This is a genomic window from Amycolatopsis sp. NBC_00345 (assembly GCF_036116635.1).
In the GTDB taxonomy this organism is placed as follows: Bacteria; Actinomycetota; Actinomycetes; order Mycobacteriales; family Pseudonocardiaceae; genus Amycolatopsis.
Genome location: NZ_CP107995.1, coordinates 2,186,323 through 2,212,406, shown reverse-complemented (window position 1 = coordinate 2,212,406; position 26,084 = coordinate 2,186,323). Strand labels below are relative to the sequence as shown.

The window sequence follows — 26,084 nt, the reverse complement described above, 5'->3', positions numbered from 1 at the left end:
TGCCTGCATGACTTCATCCCTGCCCCGCAGGACTTTGCACGTCGCGGTCGAGCTCGACGGTGACGGGGCGCATCCGGAGGCCGCGCGGTTCCCCGGCCGGTCGCCGGCCGCGCGGGTGGACCCGCAGATCCTGGTGGACGTCGTCACCGGCGCCGAGCGGGCGGGCTTCACGTTCGTCACCTTCGACGACGCACCGGTGCCGCTCACCGGCGGCTTCCGGATCGACGCCACGGTGCGCGCGGCCTACGCGGCCACCCGGACCGCGCGCATCGGATTGGCGCCGACCTCGCACGTGCTGACCGCCGAGCCGTTCCATCTGGCGGCCCAGCTGGCGAGCCTCGACCACGCCACGCACGGACGCGCGGCGTGGGTCGTGGGCGCCTCCGACACCCCCGAGGCACTCGCGACGGTCGGCCGCCCGCGACCGGAGGACCGCCGGCGGGAAGTGGCCGACATCGTCGAGGTGATCCGGCGGCTGTGGGACTCCTGGGAAGACGACGCGGTCATCAAGGACGTCGCGACCGGCCGTTACCTGGACCCGGACAAGGTCCACCACGTGGACTTCACCGGGGAGACGTTTTCGGTCAAGGGCCCGTTGATCACGCCCCGGCCGCCGCAGGGCCGCTTGGTCGTGCTCGCCGCGGAAGACCTGGCCGACGTCGTGCGGCCGGACCTCGTGCTCGTCGGCGGCACCGATGCCGAAGACCTCCGGCGGCGGGCTCGCCGCGCCCGCGAAGCCGGTGCTCCGCTGGTGTTCGGCGAACTGGAGGTCCTGCTCGAACCCGGCGAACCCGCAGGCTCGGACGGCTGGCCGCCGGCCGGACGCGCGCGTTACACGGGATCCGCCGCCGGTCTCGCCGCGTTGCTGGAACAGCTCTCAGCCGACCTCGACGGCGTGCGCCTGCACCCCGCGGTCCTCGCGACGGACCTGCCGCTCCTCGGTCGCGAGGTGCTGCCGGAGCTGCGCCGGCTCGGTCTGCTCGCGCCGCCGGAACCGGGCGCCACGCTCCGCGCCACGTTGGGGCTGGCCCGCCCCGAGAACCGGTTCGCCTTAGCGTCGAAGGGAAACGCATGACCGCGCAGCTGCACCTCGGGGTCTTCTACACCGGCGTCGGGCCGCAGTTCCTGTGGGACGACCCGTCCAACGCGCCGCACACCGAGATCGAGACGTACGTCGCCGTCGCCCGCACGCTCGAACGCGGGCTCTTCGACGCGTTTTTCCTCGGCGAAGGCCTGCGGGTGCGCGAAAACCGCGGCCGTGTGCACTCCCTCGACGTGGCCGGCCGCCCGGACGCGATCACGCAGCTGAGCGCGCTGGCCGGTGCCACCACGAAGATCGGGCTGGTCGCGACCCAGAACACCACGTACAACTACCCCGCCGACCTGGCGCGCCGGCTGGCCTCGCTCGATTTCCTCTCCGGCGGACGGGCCGGCTGGAACATCGTCACCACGGACAACGCCTGGACCGGCGCCAACTTCCGCCACGGCGGCTGGCTGGCGAACGAGCGCCGCTACGAACGCGCGACGCAGTTCGTCGAAGCGGCGAAGGCGTTGTGGGCCGGGAACGGGCCGGTCGAGGCGGACACCGATCTGGTGCGGCTGCGCGCCGAGCCCACCGTCCCGCCTAGCCCGCAAGGCCGTCCGGTGCTGTTCCAGGCCGGCGACTCGCCCGGCGGCCGGGAGCTGGCCGCGCGCCACGCCGACGTGGTCTTCTCCGCGAACACCGCCTACGACAAAGCGGCGGCGTACGCGGCCGACCTACGGGAACGGCTGGCGCGCCACGGCCGTTCCCCCGACGCGGTGCGCGTCCTGCCCGGCACGACGGTCGTCCTCGGCGACACTCCCGCCGAGGCCGCCGAACGCGCCGAGGAGATCCGGCGCCGCCAGATCAGCCCGCAGCGCGCGATCGCGTTCCTCGAACAGTATTGGGGCCAGGACCTTTCGGCCTACGACCCGCACGGCCCGCTGCCGGACATCGAACCCGTCGAGGGTGAGCTGGACCCGTCCCGCGGCACGATCTCGATCGAGGACCGCACCGGCAAGCTCGACCGCGTCCGGCAGTGGCGGGACCTGGCCGAGGCGAAGGGCCTGTCGATCCACGAACTGGTGCTGGAGGTCGAACCGCGGCGCCACTCGTTCATCGGCACTCCCGGGCAGGTCGCCGACGAATGGGCCCGCTACGCCCGGGACCGCGTCGTCGACGGGTTCAACCTCAGCCCGCACCTCGTGCCGGGCTCGATCGACGACGTCGTCGACCGGCTCGTCCCGGAGCTGCAGGACCGCGGCGTCTACCGCACCGCCTACTCGGGGACCACCCTGCGCGAGCACCTGGGGCTGGCGTGAGGTTCCTGCTGATCACCCTCATCACGCACACCCCCGACCCGCACACCGGGGAACTCGCCGCCACCGCCGCCCGGCTGCACGAGGTCGTCGAGAACGCCGAACTCGCCGAGGAGCTGGGATTCGACGGCTACGGCGTCGGGGAACGGCACGAACGGCCGTTCCTGTCCTCGTCCCCGCCGGTGGTGCTCAGCCACATCGCCGCCCGGACCCGCCGCATCCGGCTGTTCACCGCGGTCACCACGCTCAGCCTGCTGGACCCGGTGCGCGCGTTCGAGGACTACTCGACGCTGGACAACCTCTCCGGCGGCCGGCTCGAGCTCATCATCGGCAAGGGCAACGGCTCCGCCCAGCGCGAGCTGTTCGACGTCACGCCCGAGGACCAGTGGGACCGCAACGCCGAGGGCTACGAACTGTTCCGCAAGCTCTGGCGCGCCGACCGGGTCACCTGGTCCGGCCGGTTCCGGCCGCCGCTGACCGACGCGGAGACCTGGCCGCGCCCGCTGCAGCAGCCGATCCGGATCTGGCACGGCAGCGCCACCAGCCGCGAATCCGTCGAACTGGCCGCGAAACACGGGGATCCGCTGTTCTCCGCGAACGTGACCAACCCGATCGAACCGTACGCCGAGCTGATCCGGCACTACCGCGAACGCTGGGCCTTCCACGGCCACGACCCCGCCGACGCGGTGGTCGGCGCCGGCACGGCCGGGTTCCACGTCGCGCACCGGTCCCAGGACGCCCTCGCCGCGTACCGGCCGATCTTCCAGGCCCGGCTGGAACTCCAGCGGAAGCTCGGGCAGGAACCGGTTTTCCCGACCCTGGAGGACTTCGCCGAGCGCAGCTCCGCGTTGATCGGCAGCCCGGCACAGATCACCGAGAAGGTATTGCGCTACCACAAGCAGTTCGGCCACGGCGTCATCCACCTGTCCGCCGACCGCGACGGCCGGACGCCCGACGAGCACCGCGCCGCACTGGAACTCTTCCAGGCCGATGTGGCCCCCGTGCTGCGGCGCGCGATCACCGGGCCGTCCTGGCCTTCGGGCGACTGAAAGGACCTCAGCGGTACGCCCTGGCGGCGCCTTGGTTCACTTGTTACAGTCATGGCTGTAATAGCTGACTGGAGGTGTGCCGTGGTCGACGGCCGGGAAGCACGTGCCTGGGTGGAGCAGGTCTCGGCCTTCTTCGCGCACCAGGAGGGGCTGCCGCCGATTACCGGCCGCATCCTGGGCTGGTTGATGATCTGCGAGCCCGCCGAACAGTCCGCGGCCGACATCGCCGCCGGGATCAGGGCGAGCCGGGCGTCGATGACCACGAACATCCGCTCTCTGACGACGACCGGGCTGGTGCGCCGCTACACGCGGGCAGGTGAGCGCACCGCGTACTACCGGCTCGACGACCAGGCCTGGGAAACCGCGATACGCCGGCGCATCGAAGGGATGAGCGCCTTCGAAGACGTGCTCGAACAGGGCTTGGCCCTGATGGGCTCCGACACCGGCCGCGCCTCCCGGCTACTCGCCGCGCAGGAGGTCTACCGATGGGTCGGATCGCTGCTCCGCGACCCGGAACCCGGCCGGCGCGAGAGCGGAGGCCTCCGATGACCGAACCGGTCCACCTGAGCCAGGAGAAGGAAACCCTTCTGATGGCGCTGTACCTGCGCGCACTGGACAACCGGCGCGAGACCCCGATCCTGGGCGACCGGTACGCGCAGGACGTCATCGACCGGATCGACTACGACTTCGCCAAGCTGGACAGTCTCAAGGGAAACACGCCCCTCATCGCGGCCCGGGCCCGCCAGTTCGACACCTGGACCGAAGAGTTCCTCGCCGCCCACCCCGACGGACTGGTGCTGCATCTGGCCTGTGGACTGGACAGCCGTCCCCTGCGCGTCGCGCGGCCGGCCCCGGCCCAGTGGATCGACGTGGACTATCCCGACGTCATCACCTTGCGCGAACGCCTGTACGGACCGATCGAGGGCGTGCGCACCCTGGGTTCCTCGGTCACCGAATCCGCGTGGTGGGACCAGGTGCCCGCCGACCGGCCCGCGCTGGTCCTCGCCGAAGGACTGTTGATGTACCTCACGGCGGAGGACGTCGGCCGGTTGGTCGATCGTGCGCTGGAGCATTTCACGACCGGCCAGCTCGTCTTCGACGGCGTCGCCCCGTGGGTGAAGGCCATCGCGCGACTGCAACCGTCGATCCGCCGCGCCGACACCGGCTTCCGCTCCGCAACGCCAGCCCCCGCCGCCTTCACCCTGGCCCATCCCCCGCTGCGGCTGACGGACCAACGGTCGGCTGTCGAACTGATCGGCCGGCACCAAACCGGCACCGTGGCCCAGTTGTTGACCCGAGCGGTTGCCCACGTGCCTCCACTACGCGACGCCATGCGATTCGCGCGGTACAGCTTTAGCCGAGGTTGATTGTGCACGGTGACCCAGCAGACGCTCGCCGTCGTCCGTTCGCTGGAACAGGCACTAGTCGTGGGCACGACGCCGGCCGGGTCACCTTCCGAGGAAGCCTCGCGCTACTCCGGCAGCCGAGCAGCCACTCATTGGCCAGCCACGCCGACCTCACCCGGCGGAGAACTGACCCTCTGCGGTGACATCACCGTTGGCCAGAAGCGCGCCGACGGAGTTCCGCCTGCGTGAGCGCGGGCGGAACGTAAGCCACGTCGACGGGTCCGACGTCCGTCCCCGGCGGCACGATTTCGTCGACCCGGTCGAGGACGTCGTCGTCGAGGACCGTGTCTGCTCCCGCGAGCAGGTCGTCGAGCTGCTCGGGTGTGCGTGGGCCGATGATCGCCGAGGTGACCGCGGGATGGGCGGTCACGAACGCCAAGGCGAGGTGTGGCAACGACATTCCGGCCTGTTCGGCGACCGGGACGAGGGCTTCGACGGCGTCGAGTTTGCGTTCGTCGGTCATGTGCTGCCGTGCCCAGTGCAGGCGGCCGGCCGACGCCGTTTCCGCGCTGCCCTTGCGAAGACGGCCGGCGAGCAGGCCCATCGCCAGCGGGCTCCACACCAGGACGCCCAGCCCGTAGCGTTCGCAGACCGGCAGGATCTCGCGTTCGATCCCGCGGTTGAGGATCGAGTAGTGCGGCTGTTCGGAGCGGAAGCGGGCCAGCCCGCGCCGTTCGGCCGCCCACTGGGCTTCGACGATCTCCGACGCGGGCAGGTTCGAGTGGCCGATCGCGCGGACCTTGCCCGCGCGCAGCAAGTCGGTCAGCGCGCCGAGGGTTTCCTCGACGTCGGTGCCGGGTTCGGGGTGGTGGGCCTGGTAGAGGTCGATGTAGTCGACGCCCAAACGGCGCAACGACCCTTCGACGGCGGACACGATCCACCGTCGGGAACTGCCGCGCTGGTTGGGGCCGGAGCCCATGGGGCCGTTGAACTTCGTGGCCAGGACGACGTCGTCTCGGCGGCCACGCAAGGCTTTCCCGACGATCTTCTCCGATTCACCGTCGCCGTAGACGTCGGCGGTGTCGATGACGTTGATGCCGCCGTCGAGGGCACGGTGGACGATGCGCACGCAGTCGTCCGGGTCGGGATTGCCGTACGGCCCGAACATCATCGTGCCCAGGGTGTACGCACTGACCTGGATGCCGGTGCGGCCGAGCGGGCGGGTTCGCAAGGGGTTTCTCCTGTGGGGGGTGGAGGGGTGCGGCCGGGGAGCGGCCGCACCCCTCGCCGGGATTGGTCAGGCCTGGGTGTACGCGGCCGGCACGTTGACGATCCAGGTGACGCCGAACCGGTCGGCCAGCATCCCGAAGGCGGGCGCCCACTGGGCGGGGCCGAACGGTTCGATCACGGTCGCGCCCTCGGCCAGGCCCTCCCACACCGGGGTGACCTCCTCGACGTTCTCGCCGCTGACGGACAGAAAGAACCGCTCCTCGGTGATCGTGGTGCCGTTTTCGCGACGCGTGCTGGGCACGCCCGGGGCCGCCGGCGTGTGCTCGCCGGGCACGTCGTAGGCCATGACCCGGAAGCCGTTCTCGGCGACGACCTGGCCGAACACGACGTTCGTGGCGCCGGGCAGTTCGGCGGGCATCCCGAAGTCGGCGTAGGTGGCGACAGTGGGCTGCCCGCCGAACACCGACTGGTAGAACTCCAGGGCTTCGCGGGCCTGGCCGTGGAAGTTCAGGTGCGCGACAGCGTTGAGCGACATGGTGTTCCGGTCCTTCACGAGTGGTTCCTGATGCCGGAGGCTTCCGGCGACAAGGACGACGATGTCAGCAGTACCGGTCAGAGAACGTCCGCTACTTGTGGCATGGTGAAAACATGCCGATCGCCTCCTCCACGACGACCTCCAGCCGGCTGCTGTCACTGCTGTCCATGCTGCAGGCCCGCCGTGACTGGCCGGGCGGCCTGCTCGCCGAGCGGCTGGGCGTCAGCGAGCGGACGGTGCGCCGCGACGTCGACCGGTTGCGCGAGCTGGGTTACCCGGTCCAGGCGGTCAAGGGCCCCGACGGCGGCTACCGGCTCGAAGCGGGCAGTCAGATGCCGCCGTTGCTGTTCGACGAGGAGCAGGCGGTCGCGCTCGCGGTGGCGCTGCGGATCGCCGTCGGGACGGGCGCGGGCATCGAGGAGGCGGCCGCGCGGGCACTGGCCACGGTGCGGCAGGTGTTGCCGTCACGGTTGCGGCAGCGCGTCGACGCGCTGGAGATCAGCGCGGCCGAGCACGGCGCCGGTCCCCAAGTCGACACCGGCGTCCTGCTCACACTGAGCGCCGCCGTCCGCGCCGCGGAGGAACTGCGGTTCGACTACCGCTCGCCGGGACGTGGTGAGGACGCCGAGCCGCGCCCGCCCCGCCGGGTGCAGCCCCACCACCTCGTGGTGCGGGCCGGGCGCTGGTACCTCGTCGGCTGGGACCCCGACCGCGACGACTGGCGGACCTACCGTGCCGACCGGATGACCCCGCGCGTCCCGGCCGGACCACGGTTCGTTCCCCGTGAGGTGCCGGGTGGCGACGTGGCCGCCTTCCTGTCGGCCCGGTTCAAGGGCTCCGAAAGCGCGGACGCCTGGCCCTGCCGCGGCGAGGTGATCCTCGACCTGCCCGTGACGGAGGTGGCGCCGTTCGCCGGTGACGGTGTCGTCGAGGAACTCGGCACTGCCCGGACCAAGCTGACGTCGGGGTCCTGGTCCTGGGCCGCCCTCGCCGCGGCACTGGCCCGCTTCGACACCGAGATCGAGGTGGTCGACCCGCCGGAGCTGCGTGCGGCGTTCGCCGAGCTGTCCCGTCGCGCCGGCCGCGCCGCGGGGACCAGATAGCGCGGGCCGGGGCCGGCAAGGCGGCCGTGTACCGCCGCTGGCCGTCCAAACCGGCCATGCTTGATCGTCGCGCAGATCGGCGATCCGCCGGCCAGGTGGACGACACCTACCTCACCCGATTGACCAAGGTGCTCGTGACCAGCCTCAGCACGTGAACCCACACGGGTGCGAAACCCCGATGCCTGATGCCGGCGGAACACACGCGTCCATTCGGGAGTTGAGCGTGGCATGAGTCAACTCGTGGACCGCACGATCACCGTCCTCCGCTCCGAGCACGCCGCGCTCGCCGACCTCGTCCGCACCCTCACCGACGACCAGCTGGCCACCACCAGCGGCGCCGCGGACTGGACCGTCGCCCAGGCCCTTTCCCACCTCGGCAGCGGCGCGGAGATCGGCCGCGCGCCCATCGCGCGGGCCGCCGGAGAGACCGTGGCGGCCGAAGACAACCAGACGATCTGGGCCCGCTGGGACGCGTCCGCACCGCGCGCGCAGGCCGAGAACTTCCTGGAGTACAACGGCCGCTGGCTCGAAACGGTCGAGGCCCTCACGCCCGAGCAGCGCTCGTCGCTGACCGTCGACCTCGGCTTCCTGCCGGAGCCGGTCCCGCTCGTGACCGCCCTGGGCATGCGGCTCAGCGAGGTGGCCAACCACTCGTGGGACGTGCGCGTGGCCCTCGACCCGAACGCCGGGGTGAACGCCGACTCGGCCGCGGTGCTCGTCGACCTCCTGACCGGTCCCGTGGGCTTCATGCTGAGCTTCCTGGCGAAGCCGGCCGAGCTCGCGAACCCGGTGTCCGTCGCGGTCCCCGGCGCCGGCCTGGTGATCGACGACGCGGTCACCGTGGTGAGCGACCTCGAGTCGCCTTCCGCGACGTTCAACGGCCCGGCGGAAGCCTTCGTCCGGCTGGTCAGCGGCCGGCTCAAGGCACCGTACGACAACGGCGTCACCGTCGAAGGCAACGTCACCCTCGACGACTTGCGCCGGGTGTTCCCCGGCTTCTGACGGAATCGGCGGGCCCGGCGACGTACCGACTTCGTCGACGGGTTCCGCCGATCTGGTCCCCGATTCCCGGTCAGCGTCGGTCGAGGCTGTCGCGCACCTCGCGCAGAATCCGTTCGGAAATCTCGTCTCCGGCCGCGGCCCGCGCCAGCACCATCGCGCCGACCAGGGTCGAGAGCTCGACCAGAGCCTCCCCTTCGTCGCCTGTGCCGACCTTGCCGATCGCGGACGCCATCCGGTGCAGGCCGTCGGTGTAGGCGGTGCGGATTTCGCTGTCCTCAGGCAAGCGCGCGACCTCCGTTGCCAGACCGGCGTTGGGGCAGCCGTCCCCCGCGCTGTCGCGATGCGCCACGCTGAGGTAGTCGTCCAGGAAGATCCGGCGCGCGGCCGCGGGGTCGTCCTCGTGGTCGGCGGCGACCTGCTCGATCTGTGCGCTCCGGCCGTCGAAGGCCGCCGTGACGGCGGTGGCCGCCAGCGCGTCCTTCGACTCGAAATGCCGGTAGAAGCCGCCGTGCGTCAGCCCGGCCGCGGCCATCAGCTCGGGCACGCTCACCGCGGCGATGCCCCGTTCCCGGAACAGGTGCGACGCCGCCTCGACCACCTCGTCGCGATGCTTGGCCGCGTCCGCTCGCGATGCTCGTCCCACGACAGCTCCTCTCGATCCCCTCAAGTATAGATGAAGGTCGACATCTATCGCTTGCCATATCCGGCCAGGGCGACATAGAGTATGGCCATCATCTATCAGAGGAGTTCATCGTGACCACGAGCCAGCTCACCGCGCCCAACCTCTCCGTCGACGCGGCCGACGGCATCCGCTACGCCTACCGCCGCTTCGGCAACGCCACCACGGACGCCGTGCCCCTGCTGTTCCTTCAGCATTTCCGGGGCAACCTCGACAACTGGGACCCCAGCCTGGTCGACGCGATCGCCGAACAGCGGGAAGTGATCCTGGTCGACTACGCGGGTGTCGGCGGATCGAACGGCCGTCCGCGCGCCGACGTCACCGCCAGCGCACAGGACATCCTCGCGTTCACCGACGCGTTGGGCTTGCGCCGCATCGATCTGCTCGGCTTCTCGCTGGGCGGGTTCGTCGCCCAAGAGGTCACGCTGATCCGGCCCCAGCTCGTGCGGCGGCTCGTCCTGGCCGGCACCGGCCCCCAGGGCGGCGAGGACATGCACGGATTCACCCCGCCGGTCTCCGCCGCGGCCACGGTCGACGAGCCCAGCGGCGACGACCTGGTGTCGCTCTTCTTCCCGCCCATCGAGGCCAGTACGGCGAAAGGCTGGGAATTCATCCAGCGGATCTTCACCCGCCAAGAGGACCGCGACGCACCGGTGGACCTTCGCGCTCGCGACGCGGAGCTGGACGCCATCACCAAGTGGGGTGTGCCGGATCCCACGCGCTTGAACCGGCTGGCCGCCATCAAGCAGCCAGTCCTGGTCGCCAACGGCGACGACGATGTCATGGTGCCGACCAAAAACACGGAACTGCTCGGCAAGCACCTCCCCCACGCCACGGTGAAGATCTACCCGGACTCCGGACACGGTTTCCTGTTCCAGTATCCGGCCGAGTTCGCCACCGAGGTCAACACTTTTCTCGGCTGATCCCCGGCGGCGGGGCAAGCCCTGCCCTTCAAGCCAAGCCAGATATCCGTGGAAGATGGCGACATTTCAACCGGACGCGGCCCGTTTTCCAGATAATCGCGCTCGCCATATAATCTACATTTTCGCAGATTATATGGCGGGCTATCTATTTCCCCAAAACCGGCGTAACATTCAACGTGGTTGTATCTCGGCCGCCGGTGCCCGCTCCTGCGGGGACGTTTGAGCTTCTTGCTCCTCCACCATCGGCCTCAGTTCCAGGAAAGTTCTCATGCGGCACAACCGCACCATGCTCACCCTCGGCGGCGCGGCCGTTCTGGCCGCCGGCGCCGGTGTCCTGCTTCCCGTGGCGGCGCAGGCCCAGCCCGCGTCCGTTGCCTGCAGCGAAACGGCACTCGTCACCGCGGTCACCGCGGCCAATGCCGCCGGCGGTGGGACAGTGACGCTGACCCCGGGTTGCGTCTACACCCTCACCACCAGCCATGGCAACGACGGCGTGCACGGCCCGTCCGGCCTGCCGATCGTCACCACACCGATCACCTTTGAAGGCAACGCGAACACCATCACCCGCGCCGCGACGGCGGCCGCGTTCCGCATCGCCCAGACCGCCCCCGCCGGCGGCATCACCCTCAAAGCCGTCACCCTCAGCGGCGGCCACGCGGCCACCACGGGCCAGAACAACGGCGGCGGCATCCTCAACTTCGGCGCGGTGACCCTCACCGGCAGCACACTCACCGGCAACGCCGCAGACGGCATCGGCGGCGGCATCTACAGCACCGGCACACCGGCCGCGGCGACCTTCACCAGCAGCACGGTCAAGGCCAACACCGCAGGCCAGGCCGCCGGTATCGCCAGCGTCAACGGGACGCTCACCCTCACCAGCAGCGTGGTCAACACCAACACGGCCACCGTGAATCCGGGCGGGATCTACTACGTCGCAGGCTCGGCGACGATGAACACCTCCACGGTCACGGCCAACGTCGCGACCAACTGCACCGGCAGCCCCTCCCCCGTCCCCGGCTGCATCGGCTAGACACCTGACCCAGAACGCCCGGTTACGGCCGCACCATTCCGGCCGTGCCGAGTTCGGTGACCATCTCGGGTATCGGGCCGATCCCGATACCCGAGGTACTCCGCACCGCGACGGATCAATCCGGATCAATGCGGATCGAGCCCGAATTACGCCGTCAGCTCCACGGCTGGCTGAAAAACAGGTACCCGGCCTCCCGACGCGGGTCGGTCTTGTCCCGCCCGGCCTGGCCAAGACCGTTGCCCCCGGCGATCGGCTGCCCCCTGCGGCCGACGTCCTTCGAGCCCACGATCAGCCCCACCACGAGCAGGACGATGACGATTCCACCGAGAATGACAAATGCCTCCAGCATGATTCCCCCTCACGCTTGACCATTCCACCCTGCGAACTCGTTTCTCCACAGTACGGCGGCACGGGGACGATGGCGGGAAACTTAAGGATAAATTAGGCTCATTCGAGCCAGCATTCTGGTAGTGCTGCCGGCCCTGATGGCGCCTTTCGCACGGAGTTCGACCGCAGGTCAGGGCAGGGCGGCCCAGTTCGAGCCACCGCACCACATCCCGGTGAGTGTCGGCGCCGGTGAGCGCATCCGTGTCAGCCTCGTCGCACAACCGCTGCAGGTCGAGCAACGGCGGCCCGAACCGCACCCATTCCAGGTCCAGCACCGTGACCGTTCCCGGGTCCGACCACCACAGGTTGCGCAACTGCAGGTCGCCGTGGACCAGACCGTGCGCGGCCGGATCGTCCACCAGTCCCGCCACCGGCGCCAGCTCGCCGAGCAGGTCGGCCGCGGCGCTCGAGCGGGGCGTACAAGCGTTCGAGCACCTCCGGGTACCGGACCGTCACCGGCATCGACCCCGCCACCGCGACCTCGCGGCCGAGCCTGGCGACGTCGCCGCGCCACGACACCCGCAGCACCACCGCGCCCAGCCGCGGATCGTCGATGGACCACACGTCGTTCGAATGGCTCACGATCCGCCGCGCCGGCGACCCGGGATCGATCCCGGCGGCCGCGCACCCGTGCCGGTACCGGACGGAGGGCGGCGGCACGGTGGTCATCGCGCCATCCTGGCAGTCCCGCCCGTTGAGCAGCACCGCGAACCGGCGGGGCGGAAGCCACCAGCGGATCGGTCAAGGCACCAGGGTCGCCGTGAAGACCCCGCTCGGCGTGCACGGATCCCGGGTGTTGGTGCACGAGACGGCCAGGGTGACGCGCTCGCCCGGCGCGACCACCGGCGGAGGCTGCGGCCGGAAGGTCAGCTGGCCCCGGGCGTCCTGGTTCACCTGCGCCAGGCTGAACGTCCCCACGACCGTGTCGTCGTGCCGGATCTGGACCTGCCCGGTGTCCGCAGCCGGGTTGCGCAGCACCACCGAGGTGATCGCATAACTCGGGCCGGGTGGCACGACGTAGGAGAAGAGCTGCGGGCCGCCGCCGACGTTGGGGTAGGCCTCGGCGCCGACGGTGAACGTGGCCGACGTCGAGGTGCCGGATCCGGATCCGGCGGGCTGGTCGTTGGCACCGGCGGCGGAGGTCGGCGGGGCCGACGCCGAGCTGCTCGGCGTGGAAGGCGGGCTCGACGTACTGGCGGGCGAAGACGATGCGGACGTGGCGGAAGTCGCGGACGCGGCCGACGGTGAAGGGCCCGCGACCGAGACGGGCCGTTGCCGCAGCAACGTCGTCGCTATCAGCACCAGAAGCAGCAACAGCGCGAACAACAGCGGGAAGAGCCAGAAGAACCGGCGCGGGATCAGCGGGCCCTGCTCGAAGGCAGCGGCGATCTCGATCGGGTCCGCATCCGGCGAGTGCAGCCGGACGGTGAACGGAAGCCGCCGGTTCTTCCCCTTCCAGAAGTACTTCCTCGGCCGGGCGACGATGCGCACGAAATTGGCGGTGCCGGGCTCCAGCACCGGGTTGGCGGGACGCAGCCGGAAAGTCAGCTTCGCGTCCGGGTCGGCGGCGCTGATCTCGACCGGGTGCGGCTGGTTCCCCAGATTGTCCACGGCCACGGTGTGCCGGCCCGCCCGACGGCCGGTCGAGGTCACCGGCACGATTTCGGCATCGTGCTCGGTGAACGGCGAGACGGTGACCGTGCCCTCTTGCACGACGGAACCGGCCGGGTCCTCCCGGGAGGAGACCATCAGGGCGAACGGGTGCTCACCGGCGAGCACGTCCGGGGAACGCGGCGGCACGAAGGTCAGCTCGACACTGACTTCCTGCTGTGGCATGAGGTTGGCGTGCTCGGGCTTGATCCGGGTCCAGTCCCCCACGTCCCCGCGCACGTCGAACCCGAACTGGTCCACCACCGCCGAGTTGTTGCGCACCAGCACATGACACCGGGCGGCCGCACCGGGAGCGACCTCGACTTCGGTCGTACGCAGAGTCGCGCTCACTGCCATGGGTTCAGCGTGCCCGGCCGGGGCGGCGCGGTCAGCGCGGGCCCAGCCAGTTTCCCGGTCCAGGATTGACGGGCCTCAGGGGCAGAACTTGTGCCCTCGCGGTTGCCCCGGCGGTCAAGTGCGGCGGCAGCTACCCCGAATGGAACCCTTATTACCGCGAGGCGGACGGCATCGTGGAACTCGGACGCAAGGTCATCCTCAAAGCGAGCCTGCCTTCAGCGGATTGCCCGTACCTCTCCGGTCAGGTTGTCGAGCGCTCGTTCGTACCCGGCGGAGATGGATCCGCTATTCCTCGATCCTTTTCTCATTTGAGGGCGAAGAACTCCAGCTCGCTTATCGCGACCGTCTGCGGGTCGGTCCCGTTGTAGACGTCGATGACCTCCACCGTGACCGAGGTGACCAGGGTGCTGTTCTTCAGGTCGATCGTCTGCGCCGTGGGGCTGTCTTCCGGGAGCACGTTCTCGCTCTTGCCGGTGTTGTAGGTGAACCGCAGGATCGAAGGGCGCCCGTCCTTGGCGAACGCGTCACTCGCGCCCGAGTGGAGAATGATGCTGCGCAACAGGTAGCTGTCGTTGAACCGGATGGTGAGCTTCGGTTTCTTCCCGGCCAGCGAAGCCGCCCAGTACGTGTCCTTGTAGGTGTCCACGAGCAGGTTGGGGCCGTGGCCGGGCATCATCGCGTCCGCCTGGACGACCGCCGGGCGGACCGGGTCGAGGGTGGGCACCACCTTGCGGTACAGCGCCACGGAATTGTCGATCACCGTGGCCCGGAACGGCGGGTAGAAAGCGTAAAGCAGCCCGATCAGCACCCCGAGGAGCAGGACGGCCGCCCGCACCCGGCGCAGGGAGTGCTTCCACTGCCACGTCCGGTGCTCCCTGGTGCCCTTCTGCCCCGGCCGGGTCCCAGCCGGGTGCCGCTTCGGACGGCGGCGGAAGATCCGCCGCCACCACACCAGCCGGACCGTTCCCGCGTCGGCCAGCGACTCGCCGCAGCGGCTGCAGAAGTTGCGGGTGGGCGGGTTGCCCTCGCCGCAGACGGCGCAGACCAGGTCACCCGGCTCCAGCCTGCGGCTGGGCTTCGTCCGCACGATCGCCCTGGTCTTCTTGATCGCCGGAGCCGGCGCCAGCTCCGGCGGCTGCTCCGGCCGCGCCTCGGCGAAACCGGTCACGGGCTGCGCCAGCGACGCGACCAGTTCCGGGTCCACGGCGCGTTGGCCGGTCGGCGCCGTTCCGGGCAGCAGAGCGGTTCCGGACGGCGTCGCGCCCTTCGGCCCGGCACCGGCGGCGGGGCCGCTCGTCCCGGGACGCGGCGGAGGTGCTTTGCCCGTCCCGGAAGGCGGAGGTGGCGGAGCCGCCTTACGCGCGCCCTGCGGAGACGGGGCCGCGCCCGGAGCGGACGGGGGCGCGGGCGGTGCGGACGGCGGCGCGCCCGGCGCGGACGGGGGCGCGGGCGGTGGAGGCGCAGCCTTACCCAATGCAGGTGGAGACGGAGGCGATGCCGTGCCCGGAGCCGGAGGAGCACCCGGAGACGGCGGCGCCTTGCCAGCAGCTGGCGGAACCGGAGCTTTCCCCGGCGGCACGGCCATACCAGCCGCTGGTGGCGGCGCGGCCTTTCCGGGCGGCACTGGCGGCACAGCTTTGCCTGCCCCCGTTGGAGGCGCGGCCTTTCCCGGCGGCGCCGGAGGCACGGCCTTACCAGCGCCCGGCGGCACAGCTTTGCCCGGCGGCACCGGCGGCACTGCCTTCCCGCCACCCACCGGAGGCACAGCCTTACCCGGCGGCACCGGCGGCACAGCCTTCCCCACACCCACCGGAGGCACACCCTTCCCGCCTGTCCCACCAGTCTCCGCATCCGGTACCGGCACGTCGCCGACCGACCAGGCGGCCACCGCCGTCGCCGCGTGGACCGGCTCGGGCGTCTCCACGTACGTTCGCGCGGGCAGCCAAGACCGGACTCGCCGGCTCACCCGCTGCCACCAGGTCAGCCGTTCCTCCACCGCAACCGGCGGCTCCTCCACGACGACGATGACCTCGGGAGGCGGCGCGACCCGCTCGCCGTTCCATTCCAGGAACTTCCCGCAGTCTCCGCAGAACGCGGAGCTGTCGTCGTTCTGGTTGCCGCACATCGTGCAGACGATCATCGGATCACCTCCAGGAAGTGGCTGACGTGCACCGGCTTGGCCGCGCGGATCACCGCGGCCACCGCCGCGTCGGACAGCGCCTCCGGGCAGCGCGGCCGGACGACCACCCGGACCCAGTGCTCGACGTCGGTCGGCGGCTCCGGCCGGGGCCGCAGAGACCAGGAGGTCCCGCCGCTTTCGGATATCTCGACCTCGCCGTCGACCACCACGGCCAGGTGACGGCGCAGGCCGGCCATGGTGCCGCGCATCCGGAACAGCTCCACCGCTTCGGCGACCACGGCGCGCTGGGCGGGCATCGGCCAGCTTTCGTCGAGCAGCACCCCGAACCAGGTGGACAGCCAGCGGACGAACTCCTCCGGCGCGAGCAGCGGGTCGATGTAGGCGTGCACGCAGTCGATGGTGCTGATGAGCGACGCGAGGACGTCGTCGAACGCCTCGGTCCAGCGCACCGCGACCTCGCTTTCCCCGTACACCGCGGGCAAGTAGCCGATCAGCGGGTACGGCGAGGGCAGCGGCGGCGTCCACCGCTCGACGGCGGTCATGACCGCTCCACCCGGACCTGGTGGTCGTAGGAGAAGACCAGCCCGCCGGGGCCGACCGGGAGCCGGGTCACCTCTCCCCCGCGTTCGCCGGTGACCGGGTTGGCGCCGTAGAGCCGGACGTCTTCGACCACGTCGACGCCTTGGACCGACTGCAGCAGCGCGAAGATCTCCCCGTGGGACACGCGCCGGCCGAACTCCCAGCCCGTGCCGCCTTCCCCGCCGGTGAGCGGGTTCAGATAGCCGTAGAGCGCGTCCAGGGCCCGCGCCCGGATCTCGTCCGGGTCGAGCCGGGTGCGCGCGATCAGCCGGGCCACCACGGTGATCCCCCGGTAGCGCGGCGGCTCGACCTGGACCCGGGTGCCGACCAGCCGGACGTCCTCCAGCCGTTCCGCGATCCGCTCGAGCGTGCCCTCCGACGGCACCAGGTCGGCGAAGAGCAGCTGCCCGTTCTTGTGGGCCGCGGCCGGCACCGCGAGCACCTTCACCGCGCCGCTGGGCACGTCGTCCTCGCCGGCGGTGAAGCAGTGGATGCGGGCGACCTCGGGCGCGGCCTCCATGGCCATCGCCTCGTAGTCTTCCGCGGTGACCGCGCGGCTGCGCGTGCGCAGCATGATCGGTCCCCGGGATTTGGCTTCCTCCAACGTCTCGCCGTCGACGCCGCCCACGGAAGGGTGCAGGTTGACGACTCCCGAGACGAACGGGATCGAGCCCTTCAAGGTGTCCACGGCCAGCCGGGCCACGTTGCCGCGGAGTCCGCCACCGCAGTAGTAACGCCGCATTCGCACCAGTGCCCCGCGGGGCGGCGCCGCGCCGTATTGCCGCAGGCTCCGGTCCGGCAGCCGTACCGCGGGCCCGAACTCGACCTCGCCGCCCACCGGGTCGAGCACGAAGTGCCGGTCCTCGGGGCTGCTGCCGGCGAAGTTCTCGACCCGGGACCACTCCTGCCAGCCGTCGTCCACGGCGACCTCGAGCACGGCGGGATGCTCACCGCCGAGCACGGGCGCGCGGCTCAACCGGAAGCGCTGCCCGGGCACGCCTTCGGATTCGCCCAGCTCCTCGAACTCGACGATTTCCCCGTGCAGCGCCTTGGCCGTGGCGCCGACCGTGGCCGCGGCGAGCGAGCGCACCACGGGCGACGAGCTGTAGCCGGGCTGCCCTGGCAGCGGCTCGACGACCCGGACCCGCACCCAGGCGGCCCGCTGGTCCTCGATCATGCTGGTCTCGTGGCCGCCGGGCACGTGGATCACGATCCGGCCGGAGCGGTTCAGCCCGCCCGTCTCGTCCGTGGTCACCGCGCACCCGGTCCACCTGTCCCCGGTCCACGCCTCCCAGACCAGCGGCGGGTGCAGCGGGTTGACGCCGACGCCCGCGCTGTCGCCCAGGAAGTCGATCCGCACCGCGCAGCTCGGCGCCGGCTCGGTCAGCCCGATCAGCAGCGCGTCGTCCAGGTGCGGCGGCTCGTCGAAGGCGGCGAACTCCTCCCCTGCCTCGAAAGCCGGTGTCTGGTCGGCACTGGCGACGTCGCGGCCGGTCGTCCGGCGGACCGCGCCGATGGCGGTCGGCCCGATCGGCAGGTCCGCCAGGGTCGAGAAGACGATGGACTCCTCGCTCTCGGTCCGGGTGGTCGACACCTTCGTGCCCGCCCGGATGACCAGCGGCGCGCGCGCCGGGGTGGACAGCCAGAACGTGATCGGCGCCTGGGCGGGCGTGGGCGGCAGCAGGCGCAGGCCGAGCAGTTCGAGGAACTTCACGTAGAGCCGGTCGGGCACCCGGTTCAGCCGGTAGCACAGCTGCTCGGTCATGAACGCGAACGTCTCGATCAGCGTCACGCCGGGGTCGGACACGTTGTGGTCCGTCCACTCCGGACACCGCTGCTTCAGGTAGCGCTTGGCCTCGTCGACGAACTGCTGGAACCGGCGGTCGTCCAGCCGGGGGGCGGGAAGCGCCATCACTCCCCCTCGTCCGGGATGGTGTAGAAGGGATGCACCAGGTTGCGCTGGTCGTTCTCGCCCTTGACCCGGTAGCTGATGTCGATCAGCAGCACGTTCTCCTGGTCGCTGTGCGGGTAGACGACGACGTCGCTGATCAGCACGCGCGGCTCCCAGACGGTCAGCGACCGGCGCACCTCGCCCTCGATCCCGGAGAACACGGTGTGCGTCGCGGAATCGAAGACGAAGTCGCGCAGCCGGGAGCCGAACTCGGGGCGGAACGGCCGCTCGCCCGGATACGTGGACAGGACCAGGGCCATCGCCTGCTCCAGCTTGCGCGGCCCGCCGATGGTGGCGATGGTGCCGTTCGCGGTGACGCCCAGTGGGAAGGCCCAGCCGCGGCCGATGAAATCGTCGTCGTTCACCCTTGTGCCTCTCAGAGCGGGATCGGGACGCCGTTGACCAGCGGCAGCCCGAGCAGGTTGATCATCGGTGCGTCGAGCGTGATGGCCCCGGTGGCCTTGATGATCAGGTTGATGCCGCCGTCGATCAGCATCGTCCCCTCGGCGCCGGCGCCGATGTTCACGAAGCCGTTCTCGGCGATGATGTTGATGTTCGGGATCGGGATGGTGGTCACCCCGGGCACCGGGCTCGCGGTGAGGTTGACGCCGCCGCTGACCTGGTCGACGGTGAGCCCGATCTCGCCGCTCTGCGAGCCCACGCGGACCGCCGAGCCCATCGCGCCGACCCCCGGTGGCACGGCCTGCAGGCCCGCCGACCCGGTGCCGCCCCCGGCGTCGACCGATTCACCGGTCACCGAGCCGGCGTCGGCCGCCGAAGGCAGGGGCGGGATCATCGGCACGTCGTAGAACAGCAGCGCGTTTCCCGTGCTGGAGACGAACCCGCGGTGGTGGACCTCGCTGACCATGCCGGGCACGATCGTCGTCCCGGACACCGACTGGACCGCCTCGTTGCCGATGTCCTTGCCGGCCTGGCTGCCGATCGCACCACCGATCATCCCGCCGAGCGGCCCCGCCATCGGGAGCAGCGCGGAGCCCAGCGCGCTCCCGGCGGCCTGCGCGGCCAGGCCGACGCCGTCGGTGGCGAGCCCGCCCAGCCCGCCGGCGAAGATCGGCCCGGACTGCGCGATGCTCCACGCGGTGAAGTCGTTCATCATCGCGCCGAGGACGTAGGCGCGCCGCGCGTCACCGAACTCGAAGGCCACCAGTACTTCGTCGCCGATCTCCGGCATGAAGATCGCGCCGCTGCGCGGGCCGGAGCAGAACTGGATGTTCGGCGCCCAATCGGTTTCGAAAGTGGGGGAAAGCCAGGGCAGCGTGACCTTCATGCGGCCCTTGCCGAGCGGGTCCGCGCAGTCGCTGACCACGCCGCAGACAACGCCTTCCAGCACCGGGTTCCGTGTCGAGCTGCGCCCGGCCTTCGACGTGAGGCCCAGCACGGTGCGGTCCTGCCGGCCGTGGGCGGAGAAGATCACGCGGTAGCCGTACTCCGAGTCGTCGAAGACGTGCCGGGCCCGCGACACCTGCCAGGTGCCGGCGAAGATCGACTGCACGCCCTGCACGTCGATCGTCGCGTTCGGCTGGATGTCGGCGTTGCCCTTGACCTCGCCCTCGCACTCGGCGTACGTGCTGCCGAAGTCCGTGGCCACCGCGTTCGCGACCATCGGGCCGGTGGTGGCCATCGTGGTGGTGTCGGCGACCGGCTGGTCGACCACGACGTGCGCGGTGAGGCTCGGCGGCGGCCCGAGGAAGCCGACCGGCGAGCCCACCAGGCCGCCGGTCACCTGGGACATGGTGTCCGTGACCGCGCTCTGGGCCGCGTTGACCCCGGCGTCGAAACCCGTGGCACTGAACGAATCCACCGAGCCGGTCATGGCGTCGGCCGCGCCGCGCAGCTGCGCCATCGGCCCGCCGGCGGTGAACTGCCCGCCCATCGACAGCGCCGACGGTCCGGTGTCGATCGGCGTGTCCGCGTTCTGCGCCAGCGCGGTCCGGGTCATCGGGTCCCAGACGCGGACCTCGACGTCCGGGGTGACGTTGGCCCCCGACACCCGGGGCCGGAAGCTGAACAGGTCGTCCGGGAAGGCGACCGTGATCGCTTCGGACTCGTCGACCACCTCGGCGACGGCGCTGCGGACCATGCCGGCCGTGTGGCCCCCGGCCGCGAGCAGGCTGTGGGTGCCGGGGCGGAAGTAGAACAGCCCGTCGGCCACTCCCATCTCGAACCCGATCTCCCGGGCCCGCCCGTCCAGGAACTCCCAGTCGGTCTGGTTCACCTGCGCCAGGTACGAGTGGGTGGTGCTGGTCGCCTCCACCAGCCCGATCGCCAGGCCGGCCTCGCCGGCGACCTGCCGCGCCACGTCGGCGTCGGTGACGTTGACGAAGCTGCGGCTGCGCCGGGCCCGCTGCAGCCGGTGCGCGCCGGTGTACCCGCGCACCACCGTGCGGATGGTGACCCCCTGGATCTGCCCTTCGATCGCGGTGGCCTCGCCGACGATCAGCGTCCTCGGCTCCCCGTCCTGCCCCGCGCCGACGACGGTGATCGCCGAGCCGATCACGATGCCGGCCTCCGCGGTGGTCTGGCCGGTCATGTCGATGAAGGTCAGCTCGAACATGCCGGGCAGGTGCAGGTCGTTGTCCACCACGACCCGCAGCAGCCGCGAGGCGAGCGCGTCCGGCAACGGCATCCCGTCCACGACGATGCCGGGCTTGCCGGTGGGCTCGGTGTTGGCGATGTGCTCCCCGGGGTCGGTCACGACGTCACCTCCGCCATCGCCTCGTCCACGGGCGGCAGCGCCAGCGTCCGGCCGGGCTTGATCCGCAGCGGGTCGTCGATGCCGTTGGCCTCCGCGACCAGCCGCCACGCGTTCGGCGAGCCGTAGGCCCGGTTGGCGATCTGCATGACGTTCTCGCCCTGGGTCACCACGTGCTTGGTGCGGCCCGGCCGGCCGCCGGAGGTCGGGTTGGTGAACGGCGGGTCGTCGCTGTACTCGACCAGGTCGAGTTTGAGCTTCGCCCAGACCGGGGTGCCGGTGAAGTCGAACCGCTGGTAGTCGACGGTGACACCCTCGAGGTTGACCAGGCAGTTGTGCAGCGGGGCGCCGAAGCCCCACATGAAACGCAGGATCGGCAGCCGGTAGTAGACCAGCTTGCTCTGCCGGGCCAGCGGGCTGGCCTGATGGGTGGAGGACCGGGCCGGCACGCTGTTGCTCCCGCCGGAGCCGAGGCTGTCCTTGAGGGCGTTCGCGCCACTGGTCTTCACCAGTTCGCTCAGCGCGTTCGCGTTGCCGAGCCACGCCGCGCTGGCCGCCGAGATCGGCTGCTTGAACGGTGTCGCCCAGTCGACCAGTGCCGAGATCACCACACTCGTGATGCCGGCGCCCGTCATGTACACCTCGCCGAGCGTGAGCCGGCGGTTGCTGGTCGCCTTGAGCGCGTCCTGAAAGGACGTCGCGATCACCCCGCGGTCGCTCTCGGTCTTGTTCTTCTTGGTGAAGGAGACCGATTTCGGGTTGAGCGAGAACGAAATCGGGAGCCCGCCGTTGAAGCTGTCGGCGGAGGTGACGACCGGGGAGAGCGAGGCCGGCACGTCCCCCATGCCCAGCCCGATGAGCTGGCGGCCGACCTGCAGCGCGTTGGTCAGGCTGGACTCGGTGGCGATGTTCTGTTTCGCGGGCAGCTTGGTCACGGCAGCGGTATCCCTTCCAGGTCGAGGAACCCTTCGTGGTCGATTTCGAGCCGCTCGATGGCCACCTTGCTGTCGGTCGCCGAAAGGGAGGGGCCGTACCAGCCGGCCGGGTAGGCGTTGCGCAGCGTCCAGGACGAGACCTGCCGCCACTGCGCGTCGAGCAGCCGGATGGTCATCGACGTGCCGAAGTCGATCATGCCGCCGAGCGGGTTGGTGCCCGGCTGGGCCCAGGGCCGCCACCAGGTCTCCAGCCACTGGCGCACGGCGGCGCTCGCGGACTGCTCCATCGCCCGTTCGAGCTTCACCGTCGAATAGCTGATGTCGGCGAACAGGATCCGCTCATAGGAGTAATTGCCGGGGTTGTAGGCCTTGTGGACCTTGGCCTTGGCCTCGAGGCCCTTGCACGAGGACCAGAGCCCGAGGTCCAGGTCGCCCGCGTCGACCTGGAACCGCATGGCCATCCCGAGGGCGAGCGGCGCGTCCGGAGGGGGCATGGGAATCTCCTTTGGCTGAAGGGTCTTCAGGACGGCTGGGCCCGGTTGGCCGCGCTCAGGAGGCCGGAGTGCACGACGGTGAGCGTTTCGATGTAGACCTTGGCCCCGCTCGCGTCGAAGCCCGAGATCTTCCAGTTGATCGGGAACATCTCGCGGATCGTCCACTCGAGCACCACGGCGCCGGTGTCGCCGACGACCTGCAGCGCGCCGTCCTCGGGCATTCCGCCGGTCGACTGCACCTGGTTGAGCCAGTCCTGCACCGACTTCGTGCCGACCGGGTCGGCGGCCCTGGTGAATTTGATGGGCTCGTACTTCGCCACTCCGGCGTATTTGAAGTACCGGTCGGAATCGCCGACCCAGTGCTCGGCCTTGTCCCACTTGATCTCCAGGTCCGACGCACTGGCCCAGGCGCCCAGTTCCCGCGAACCGGTGGTGACGACGAACTGGTTGGCCGTGCCCTGGGCCAACGCCACGGAATTGGTGGCCGTGTAACGCATCGCGCCTCCTCAGCGGAAATCCATCAGCGTGCCGGATCGCTCGCGTTCCACGAGCACGTCGAACCGGAGCCGGGGCAGCAGGCAGTTGTAGACCCGGTTGGAGATCTCCTCGAAGTGATCCGGGTCGTCCAGGTCCATCCAGCGGCGGGGCGGGTTTTCGGCGATTTTTTCGACGACCTCGGCCAGGCTCAGCGCTGGGGATTCCTCGCCTGCGCTGGGCCCTTGCCCTTGCCCTGGCCCTGGCCCGTCCCCTGGTGGCTCGCGTACGCCGCCTCGCCGTTGGCTGGGTGGCGGCTCTTGCACGTCTCGCCGCATCCGTTCCGCCATGTCGCGTATGCCTTGTGGTGACACGTCCGGAACTTCGTGCCACCCCTCCGGTTCGCCGGCGGTCGACCCGCGACGGTTGAGAATGCCGCTCAGCGACAGGTCGGGGATTTCGTCCCAGCCCACCTGGAACCCGGACCCGCCGCCCCGGTCCCGATCGACCTGCCGCTGGAGGCGTTTGACGCGGCGGGCTTTGTCGAGGTCGCTCTCGTTGATGTCCTCGTCGAAGTCGTCGTCAGGCTCGTCGTCGAGATCGTCGTAGTCCTCGCGCGCGAGCTGCACCGGCGCGGAGTGGCCGCGGACGACCGGCGGCTCGCCGACCATTCCCTCGGCCACCCACTGCTGCACCGTCACCGCCTCGGCCTCCAGCCGCCGTCCGGCCGCTGTTTCGGGTCCGGGAAGCGCGGCCCCGAAGTGCCGCTGCTGCGCGGCGTGCGTCAGCTCGTGCGCGAGCAGCGGCGCGGCATCGCCTCCCTCCACGGGCCCGGCGCTGTCGGGCAGATGCACCACCTCGTCGGCAGTGAAGGCGCGAGCGCCGAGGTACCGAGCGGCGAGCGACACCTCCTCACCGCGGCGGACCCGCACGTCGGAGATGTCGATCCCCAGCGCCCGTTTCATGGGCGCGATCAACGGAGCCGGCACCACAGTGTCGACGACCGCCTCGGCCGCCCGGCGCAGCGAGCCGGTGACCCCGGCGGCGAGCTGCGGTTGGGCGGAGGGCGCGAGGAGAGAGGGAGGGCGTGGCCGGTCGGGCTTGGTCTGGGTGGTCGGACGGGGTGAGGGGTGGTCCGGGGACCGTGCTCGGTCGGCTGAATTGGCACGGTCGGCCGGGCTGGGGCGGTCGGCCGGGCTGGGGCGGTTCCTTCGAGCAGCCGAGACGGTGGGGAGGTTGCGGCCGGCGGGTGGAGTCGGCCGACCGGGTAGGGCCTGCGGGTCCGACAACCCAGGCGTGGCAGGCAATGTCGGCCAGCCGGGCGCGGCCGGTGGGGCCGACAAGCCGGGAGCGATCGGCTGCACCGGTCCGGCCGTGGCGGAATCCGGGAAACCCGACGCGGCAGGCTGCGCCGGTCCTGTCATGGGGGAATCCGGGAAACCGGGCCCGTCGATGGACTGATCGCGAATCGGGTCGCCCGATTCCGGTCGGTCTGACGACGCTGGAGGTGTTCGGGGCGGCGTGGGTGGTGTCGTCGAGGAGGAACCGGCCTCCGTGACCGGCTCGGTCGGGCGGGCGATCGTCCGGAGCGGCTCTGGTTGCCGAGTAGCCGAATCGGATCCCTCGGCCGGAGCCCGAGTCGAGGCCGGTGGAGGTGGCGGTGGCGGGGAATCCGGCCTCGCTGTCCCCGGCCGATCGGACTCGATCATCGGCCGATCGAGCGGCAACACCGGGCCAGGCGATTCCGAGTCAGGCAACGCCGGGCCGGAGGACGCCGGCTCGATCAGCCGAGCCGGTCCGGCGACCGGCTCGGTCGCCCGTTCCGGCCCGTCCGCCACGGCAGACGCCGCAGCCAGAACCTCCGGCCCGGACTGGAGCGACTCTGCCTGCCGGGCGACCAAATCAGACCGGCCGGCCGAGACTGGGGCAGCAGGGGACGCCGCCTCGATCGGCTCGACCGGAGCAACGACGGGCTCCCCCGGCCCCGAGCGCCGGATGGTCTCCTCCGGTCCGGCGACCGGAGCCTCCGGCCCGACCCTGGACAACGGGCCGGAATGGCCGGGAACGGTCGATTCCGTTACCGCCACAGTTTCCGCGGCACTCGCAGCCGAACTGCGAAGCAGGAGTGGCGGCCGGATCGCCGGGCGGGCCGGCTCTTCGACCGGACCTCCCGGTGCCGGTACACGATGGGACAAGGGCGGGTCCGCCGGAGGCAACGACCCTGCCACAGGCAAAACCGGCACTCCATCAAGCGCGGAAGATCGCTGACCGGCCGGGGGCGACGACACCACAGGCAAACCCAGCTCTCCGCTCGGCGCCGAGGATTGCTCTCCAGCCAGCACACCGGCCGAACGCGGCGACGCTGCTACCGGCAAACCCAGATCTCCGTCCAGTGCCGGCGATTGCTCCCCCACTGGCGCGCCACCCGAGGCCGGCGCCGCTGCTACCGGCAAACCCGGCTCTCCGCTCGGCGCGGAAGATCGCTCCCCAGCCGGCACGCCCCCCGGAGGCGGTGACGCTGCTACCGGGAAAACCAGATCTGCACCCGGTGCCGAGGATTGCCGGCCGGTCGGCATACCGGCCAGCGGAAGAACATCGGCATCGTCGGCTCTTCGCGTGGGCCGGGCTACGGCAGTGGGAACGGGGGCACGGGCGGGATCGGCGGACCTGGGCCCCACCGGCCCGACCAGCTCCGGCCCGACCAGTTCCGGCCGGGACAGGGCGGCGGACCGCGCCGTCGGGTGAGTTGGCCCCGCCGGTGAGTCGCCGGCGGGGACAGGTTCGGCGGAGCTGCGGACGGGATCACCGGGCGCGTCCTCTGCCGGCGGCTTACGGGTGGTCGCCCGGTGCTCCCCCGCTGCGGACGCCGCTCCCGGCTCGGTGTCGGAGGGACGCGGCGATGTGGTCTCCTTCGCCGTTGTATTCCCGGGTGTGCCACGGTGCGCCGGCGAGGGCGAAAGAGGTGTCCGTGTCATCGGAACGGTGCGCCCTAAGGGTTCGTCGCCGAGTGCTGGGGCCCGAAGCGTTGGCGGGTCCATCGCCGGGAGGACGGGATCGGCCGGCTGTGCTGGTACGTCCAGAGCGGACGTGGCCACGTCCGGATCGCTGATCTCTGCAGCGTCAGACTGGCCGTCCGGCTCGCCCGCTGATTCCGGACCCGCCGCATC

General features: G+C 70.9%; 23 protein-coding genes and 1 pseudogene. 9 read left to right on the top strand and 15 right to left on the bottom strand.

Annotated features, from left to right (window positions below):
- Positions 1-7: 7 nt before the first annotated feature.
- The 5 genes from OG943_RS09805 (at position 8) to OG943_RS09785 (ending at position 4,756) form a co-directional block, all read left to right on the top strand.
- Positions 8-1,075 (top strand): LLM class flavin-dependent oxidoreductase, encoded by a 1,068-nt coding sequence (locus OG943_RS09805; protein WP_328609400.1) that lies wholly within the window; start codon positions 8-10, stop codon positions 1,073-1,075.
- Entirely contained in the window at positions 1,072-2,343 is a 1,272-nt protein-coding gene (locus OG943_RS09800; RefSeq protein ID WP_328609399.1) for an LLM class flavin-dependent oxidoreductase, read from the top strand. Before OG943_RS09805 ends, OG943_RS09800 begins: the two co-directional genes overlap by 4 nt.
- A complete protein-coding gene (locus OG943_RS09795; RefSeq protein WP_328609398.1) occupies positions 2,340-3,389 on the top strand; it encodes an LLM class flavin-dependent oxidoreductase in 1,050 nt (349 codons plus the stop codon). The genes OG943_RS09800 and OG943_RS09795 overlap by 4 nt, the downstream gene beginning before the upstream one ends.
- An 81-nt stretch (positions 3,390-3,470) precedes the next feature.
- Positions 3,471-3,938: a GbsR/MarR family transcriptional regulator gene (locus tag OG943_RS09790; RefSeq protein ID WP_328609397.1), complete on the top strand. Its 468-nt coding sequence runs from the start codon at positions 3,471-3,473 to the stop codon at positions 3,936-3,938.
- Complete coding sequence (locus tag OG943_RS09785; RefSeq protein ID WP_328609396.1) at positions 3,935-4,756, top strand: class I SAM-dependent methyltransferase; 822 nt, start codon at positions 3,935-3,937, stop codon at positions 4,754-4,756. Before OG943_RS09790 ends, OG943_RS09785 begins: the two co-directional genes overlap by 4 nt.
- A gap of 184 nt (positions 4,757-4,940) precedes the next feature.
- On the opposite strand, the gene OG943_RS09780 is transcribed toward OG943_RS09785, so the two are convergent.
- On the bottom strand, positions 4,941-5,966 hold the full coding sequence (locus OG943_RS09780; RefSeq protein ID WP_328609395.1) for an aldo/keto reductase: 1,026 nt from the start codon (positions 5,964-5,966) through the stop codon (positions 4,941-4,943).
- 66 nt (positions 5,967-6,032) lie between these two features.
- On the bottom strand, positions 6,033-6,500 hold the full coding sequence (locus tag OG943_RS09775; protein ID WP_328609394.1) for a VOC family protein: 468 nt from the start codon (positions 6,498-6,500) through the stop codon (positions 6,033-6,035).
- Between the two features lie 113 nt (positions 6,501-6,613).
- Between OG943_RS09775 and OG943_RS09770 the strand changes: the two genes are divergently transcribed.
- Both OG943_RS09770 and OG943_RS09765 read left to right on the top strand, forming a co-directional pair.
- A complete protein-coding gene (locus tag OG943_RS09770; protein WP_328609393.1) occupies positions 6,614-7,603 on the top strand; it encodes a helix-turn-helix transcriptional regulator in 990 nt (329 codons plus the stop codon).
- 228 nt (positions 7,604-7,831) lie between these two features.
- A complete protein-coding gene (locus OG943_RS09765) occupies positions 7,832-8,605 on the top strand; it encodes a maleylpyruvate isomerase family mycothiol-dependent enzyme (RefSeq protein WP_328609392.1) in 774 nt (257 codons plus the stop codon).
- A gap of 70 nt (positions 8,606-8,675) precedes the next feature.
- Here the strand turns inward: OG943_RS09765 and OG943_RS09760 are convergent, their stop codons facing one another.
- Complete coding sequence (locus tag OG943_RS09760) at positions 8,676-9,248, bottom strand: TetR/AcrR family transcriptional regulator (protein WP_328609391.1); 573 nt, start codon at positions 9,246-9,248, stop codon at positions 8,676-8,678.
- A 110-nt stretch (positions 9,249-9,358) separates the two neighbouring features.
- Between OG943_RS09760 and OG943_RS09755 the strand changes: the two genes are divergently transcribed.
- Together OG943_RS09755 and OG943_RS09750 are read left to right on the top strand one after the other, a co-directional pair.
- Positions 9,359-10,207, top strand: a complete 849-nt coding sequence (locus OG943_RS09755; protein ID WP_328609390.1) for an alpha/beta fold hydrolase — start codon at positions 9,359-9,361, stop codon at positions 10,205-10,207.
- A 268-nt stretch (positions 10,208-10,475) separates the two neighbouring features.
- On the top strand, positions 10,476-11,237 hold the full coding sequence (locus OG943_RS09750; protein ID WP_328609389.1) for a hypothetical protein: 762 nt from the start codon (positions 10,476-10,478) through the stop codon (positions 11,235-11,237).
- 154 nt (positions 11,238-11,391) lie between these two features.
- Here the strand turns inward: OG943_RS09750 and OG943_RS09745 are convergent, their stop codons facing one another.
- The 12 genes and pseudogenes from OG943_RS09745 to OG943_RS09695 form a co-directional block, all read right to left on the bottom strand.
- A complete protein-coding gene (locus tag OG943_RS09745; RefSeq protein ID WP_328609388.1) occupies positions 11,392-11,586 on the bottom strand; it encodes a hypothetical protein in 195 nt (64 codons plus the stop codon).
- Between the two features lie 253 nt (positions 11,587-11,839).
- A pseudogene (locus OG943_RS48305) lies at positions 11,840-11,983 on the bottom strand (phosphotransferase); the annotation flags it as partial.
- 382 nt (positions 11,984-12,365) lie between these two features.
- Positions 12,366-13,631 (bottom strand): COG1470 family protein, encoded by a 1,266-nt coding sequence (locus OG943_RS09740; protein ID WP_328609387.1) that lies wholly within the window; start codon positions 13,629-13,631, stop codon positions 12,366-12,368.
- A 304-nt stretch (positions 13,632-13,935) separates the two neighbouring features.
- Positions 13,936-14,835 carry a zinc ribbon domain-containing protein gene (locus OG943_RS09735; RefSeq protein ID WP_328609386.1) on the bottom strand — a complete coding sequence of 300 codons (900 nt, stop codon included), beginning with the start codon at positions 14,833-14,835 and terminating at the stop codon, positions 13,936-13,938.
- 932 nt (positions 14,836-15,767) lie between these two features.
- Positions 15,768-16,313: a phage tail protein gene (locus OG943_RS09730; protein WP_328609385.1), complete on the bottom strand. Its 546-nt coding sequence runs from the start codon at positions 16,311-16,313 to the stop codon at positions 15,768-15,770.
- On the bottom strand, positions 16,310-18,262 hold the full coding sequence (locus OG943_RS09725; protein WP_328609384.1) for a putative baseplate assembly protein: 1,953 nt from the start codon (positions 18,260-18,262) through the stop codon (positions 16,310-16,312). The genes OG943_RS09730 and OG943_RS09725 overlap by 4 nt, the downstream gene beginning before the upstream one ends.
- Positions 18,262-18,666 (bottom strand): GPW/gp25 family protein, encoded by a 405-nt coding sequence (locus OG943_RS09720; protein ID WP_328609383.1) that lies wholly within the window; start codon positions 18,664-18,666, stop codon positions 18,262-18,264. Before OG943_RS09720 ends, OG943_RS09725 begins: the two co-directional genes overlap by 1 nt.
- An 11-nt stretch (positions 18,667-18,677) precedes the next feature.
- Positions 18,678-21,017, bottom strand: a complete 2,340-nt coding sequence (locus tag OG943_RS09715) for a phage baseplate assembly protein V (protein WP_328609382.1) — start codon at positions 21,015-21,017, stop codon at positions 18,678-18,680.
- Positions 21,014-21,949 (bottom strand): hypothetical protein, encoded by a 936-nt coding sequence (locus OG943_RS09710; RefSeq protein WP_328609381.1) that lies wholly within the window; start codon positions 21,947-21,949, stop codon positions 21,014-21,016. Before OG943_RS09710 ends, OG943_RS09715 begins: the two co-directional genes overlap by 4 nt.
- Complete coding sequence (locus tag OG943_RS09705) at positions 21,946-22,443, bottom strand: phage tail protein (RefSeq protein WP_328609380.1); 498 nt, start codon at positions 22,441-22,443, stop codon at positions 21,946-21,948. Before OG943_RS09705 ends, OG943_RS09710 begins: the two co-directional genes overlap by 4 nt.
- A gap of 26 nt (positions 22,444-22,469) precedes the next feature.
- The gene (locus OG943_RS09700; protein ID WP_328609379.1) at positions 22,470-22,940 is read right to left on the bottom strand and encodes a phage tail protein; all 471 of its coding nucleotides are present in this window, start codon (positions 22,938-22,940) and stop codon (positions 22,470-22,472) included.
- Between the two features lie 9 nt (positions 22,941-22,949).
- Positions 22,950-24,341 carry an eCIS core domain-containing protein gene (locus tag OG943_RS09695; protein ID WP_328609378.1) on the bottom strand — a complete coding sequence of 464 codons (1,392 nt, stop codon included), beginning with the start codon at positions 24,339-24,341 and terminating at the stop codon, positions 22,950-22,952.
- Positions 24,342-26,084 lie beyond the last annotated feature (1,743 nt).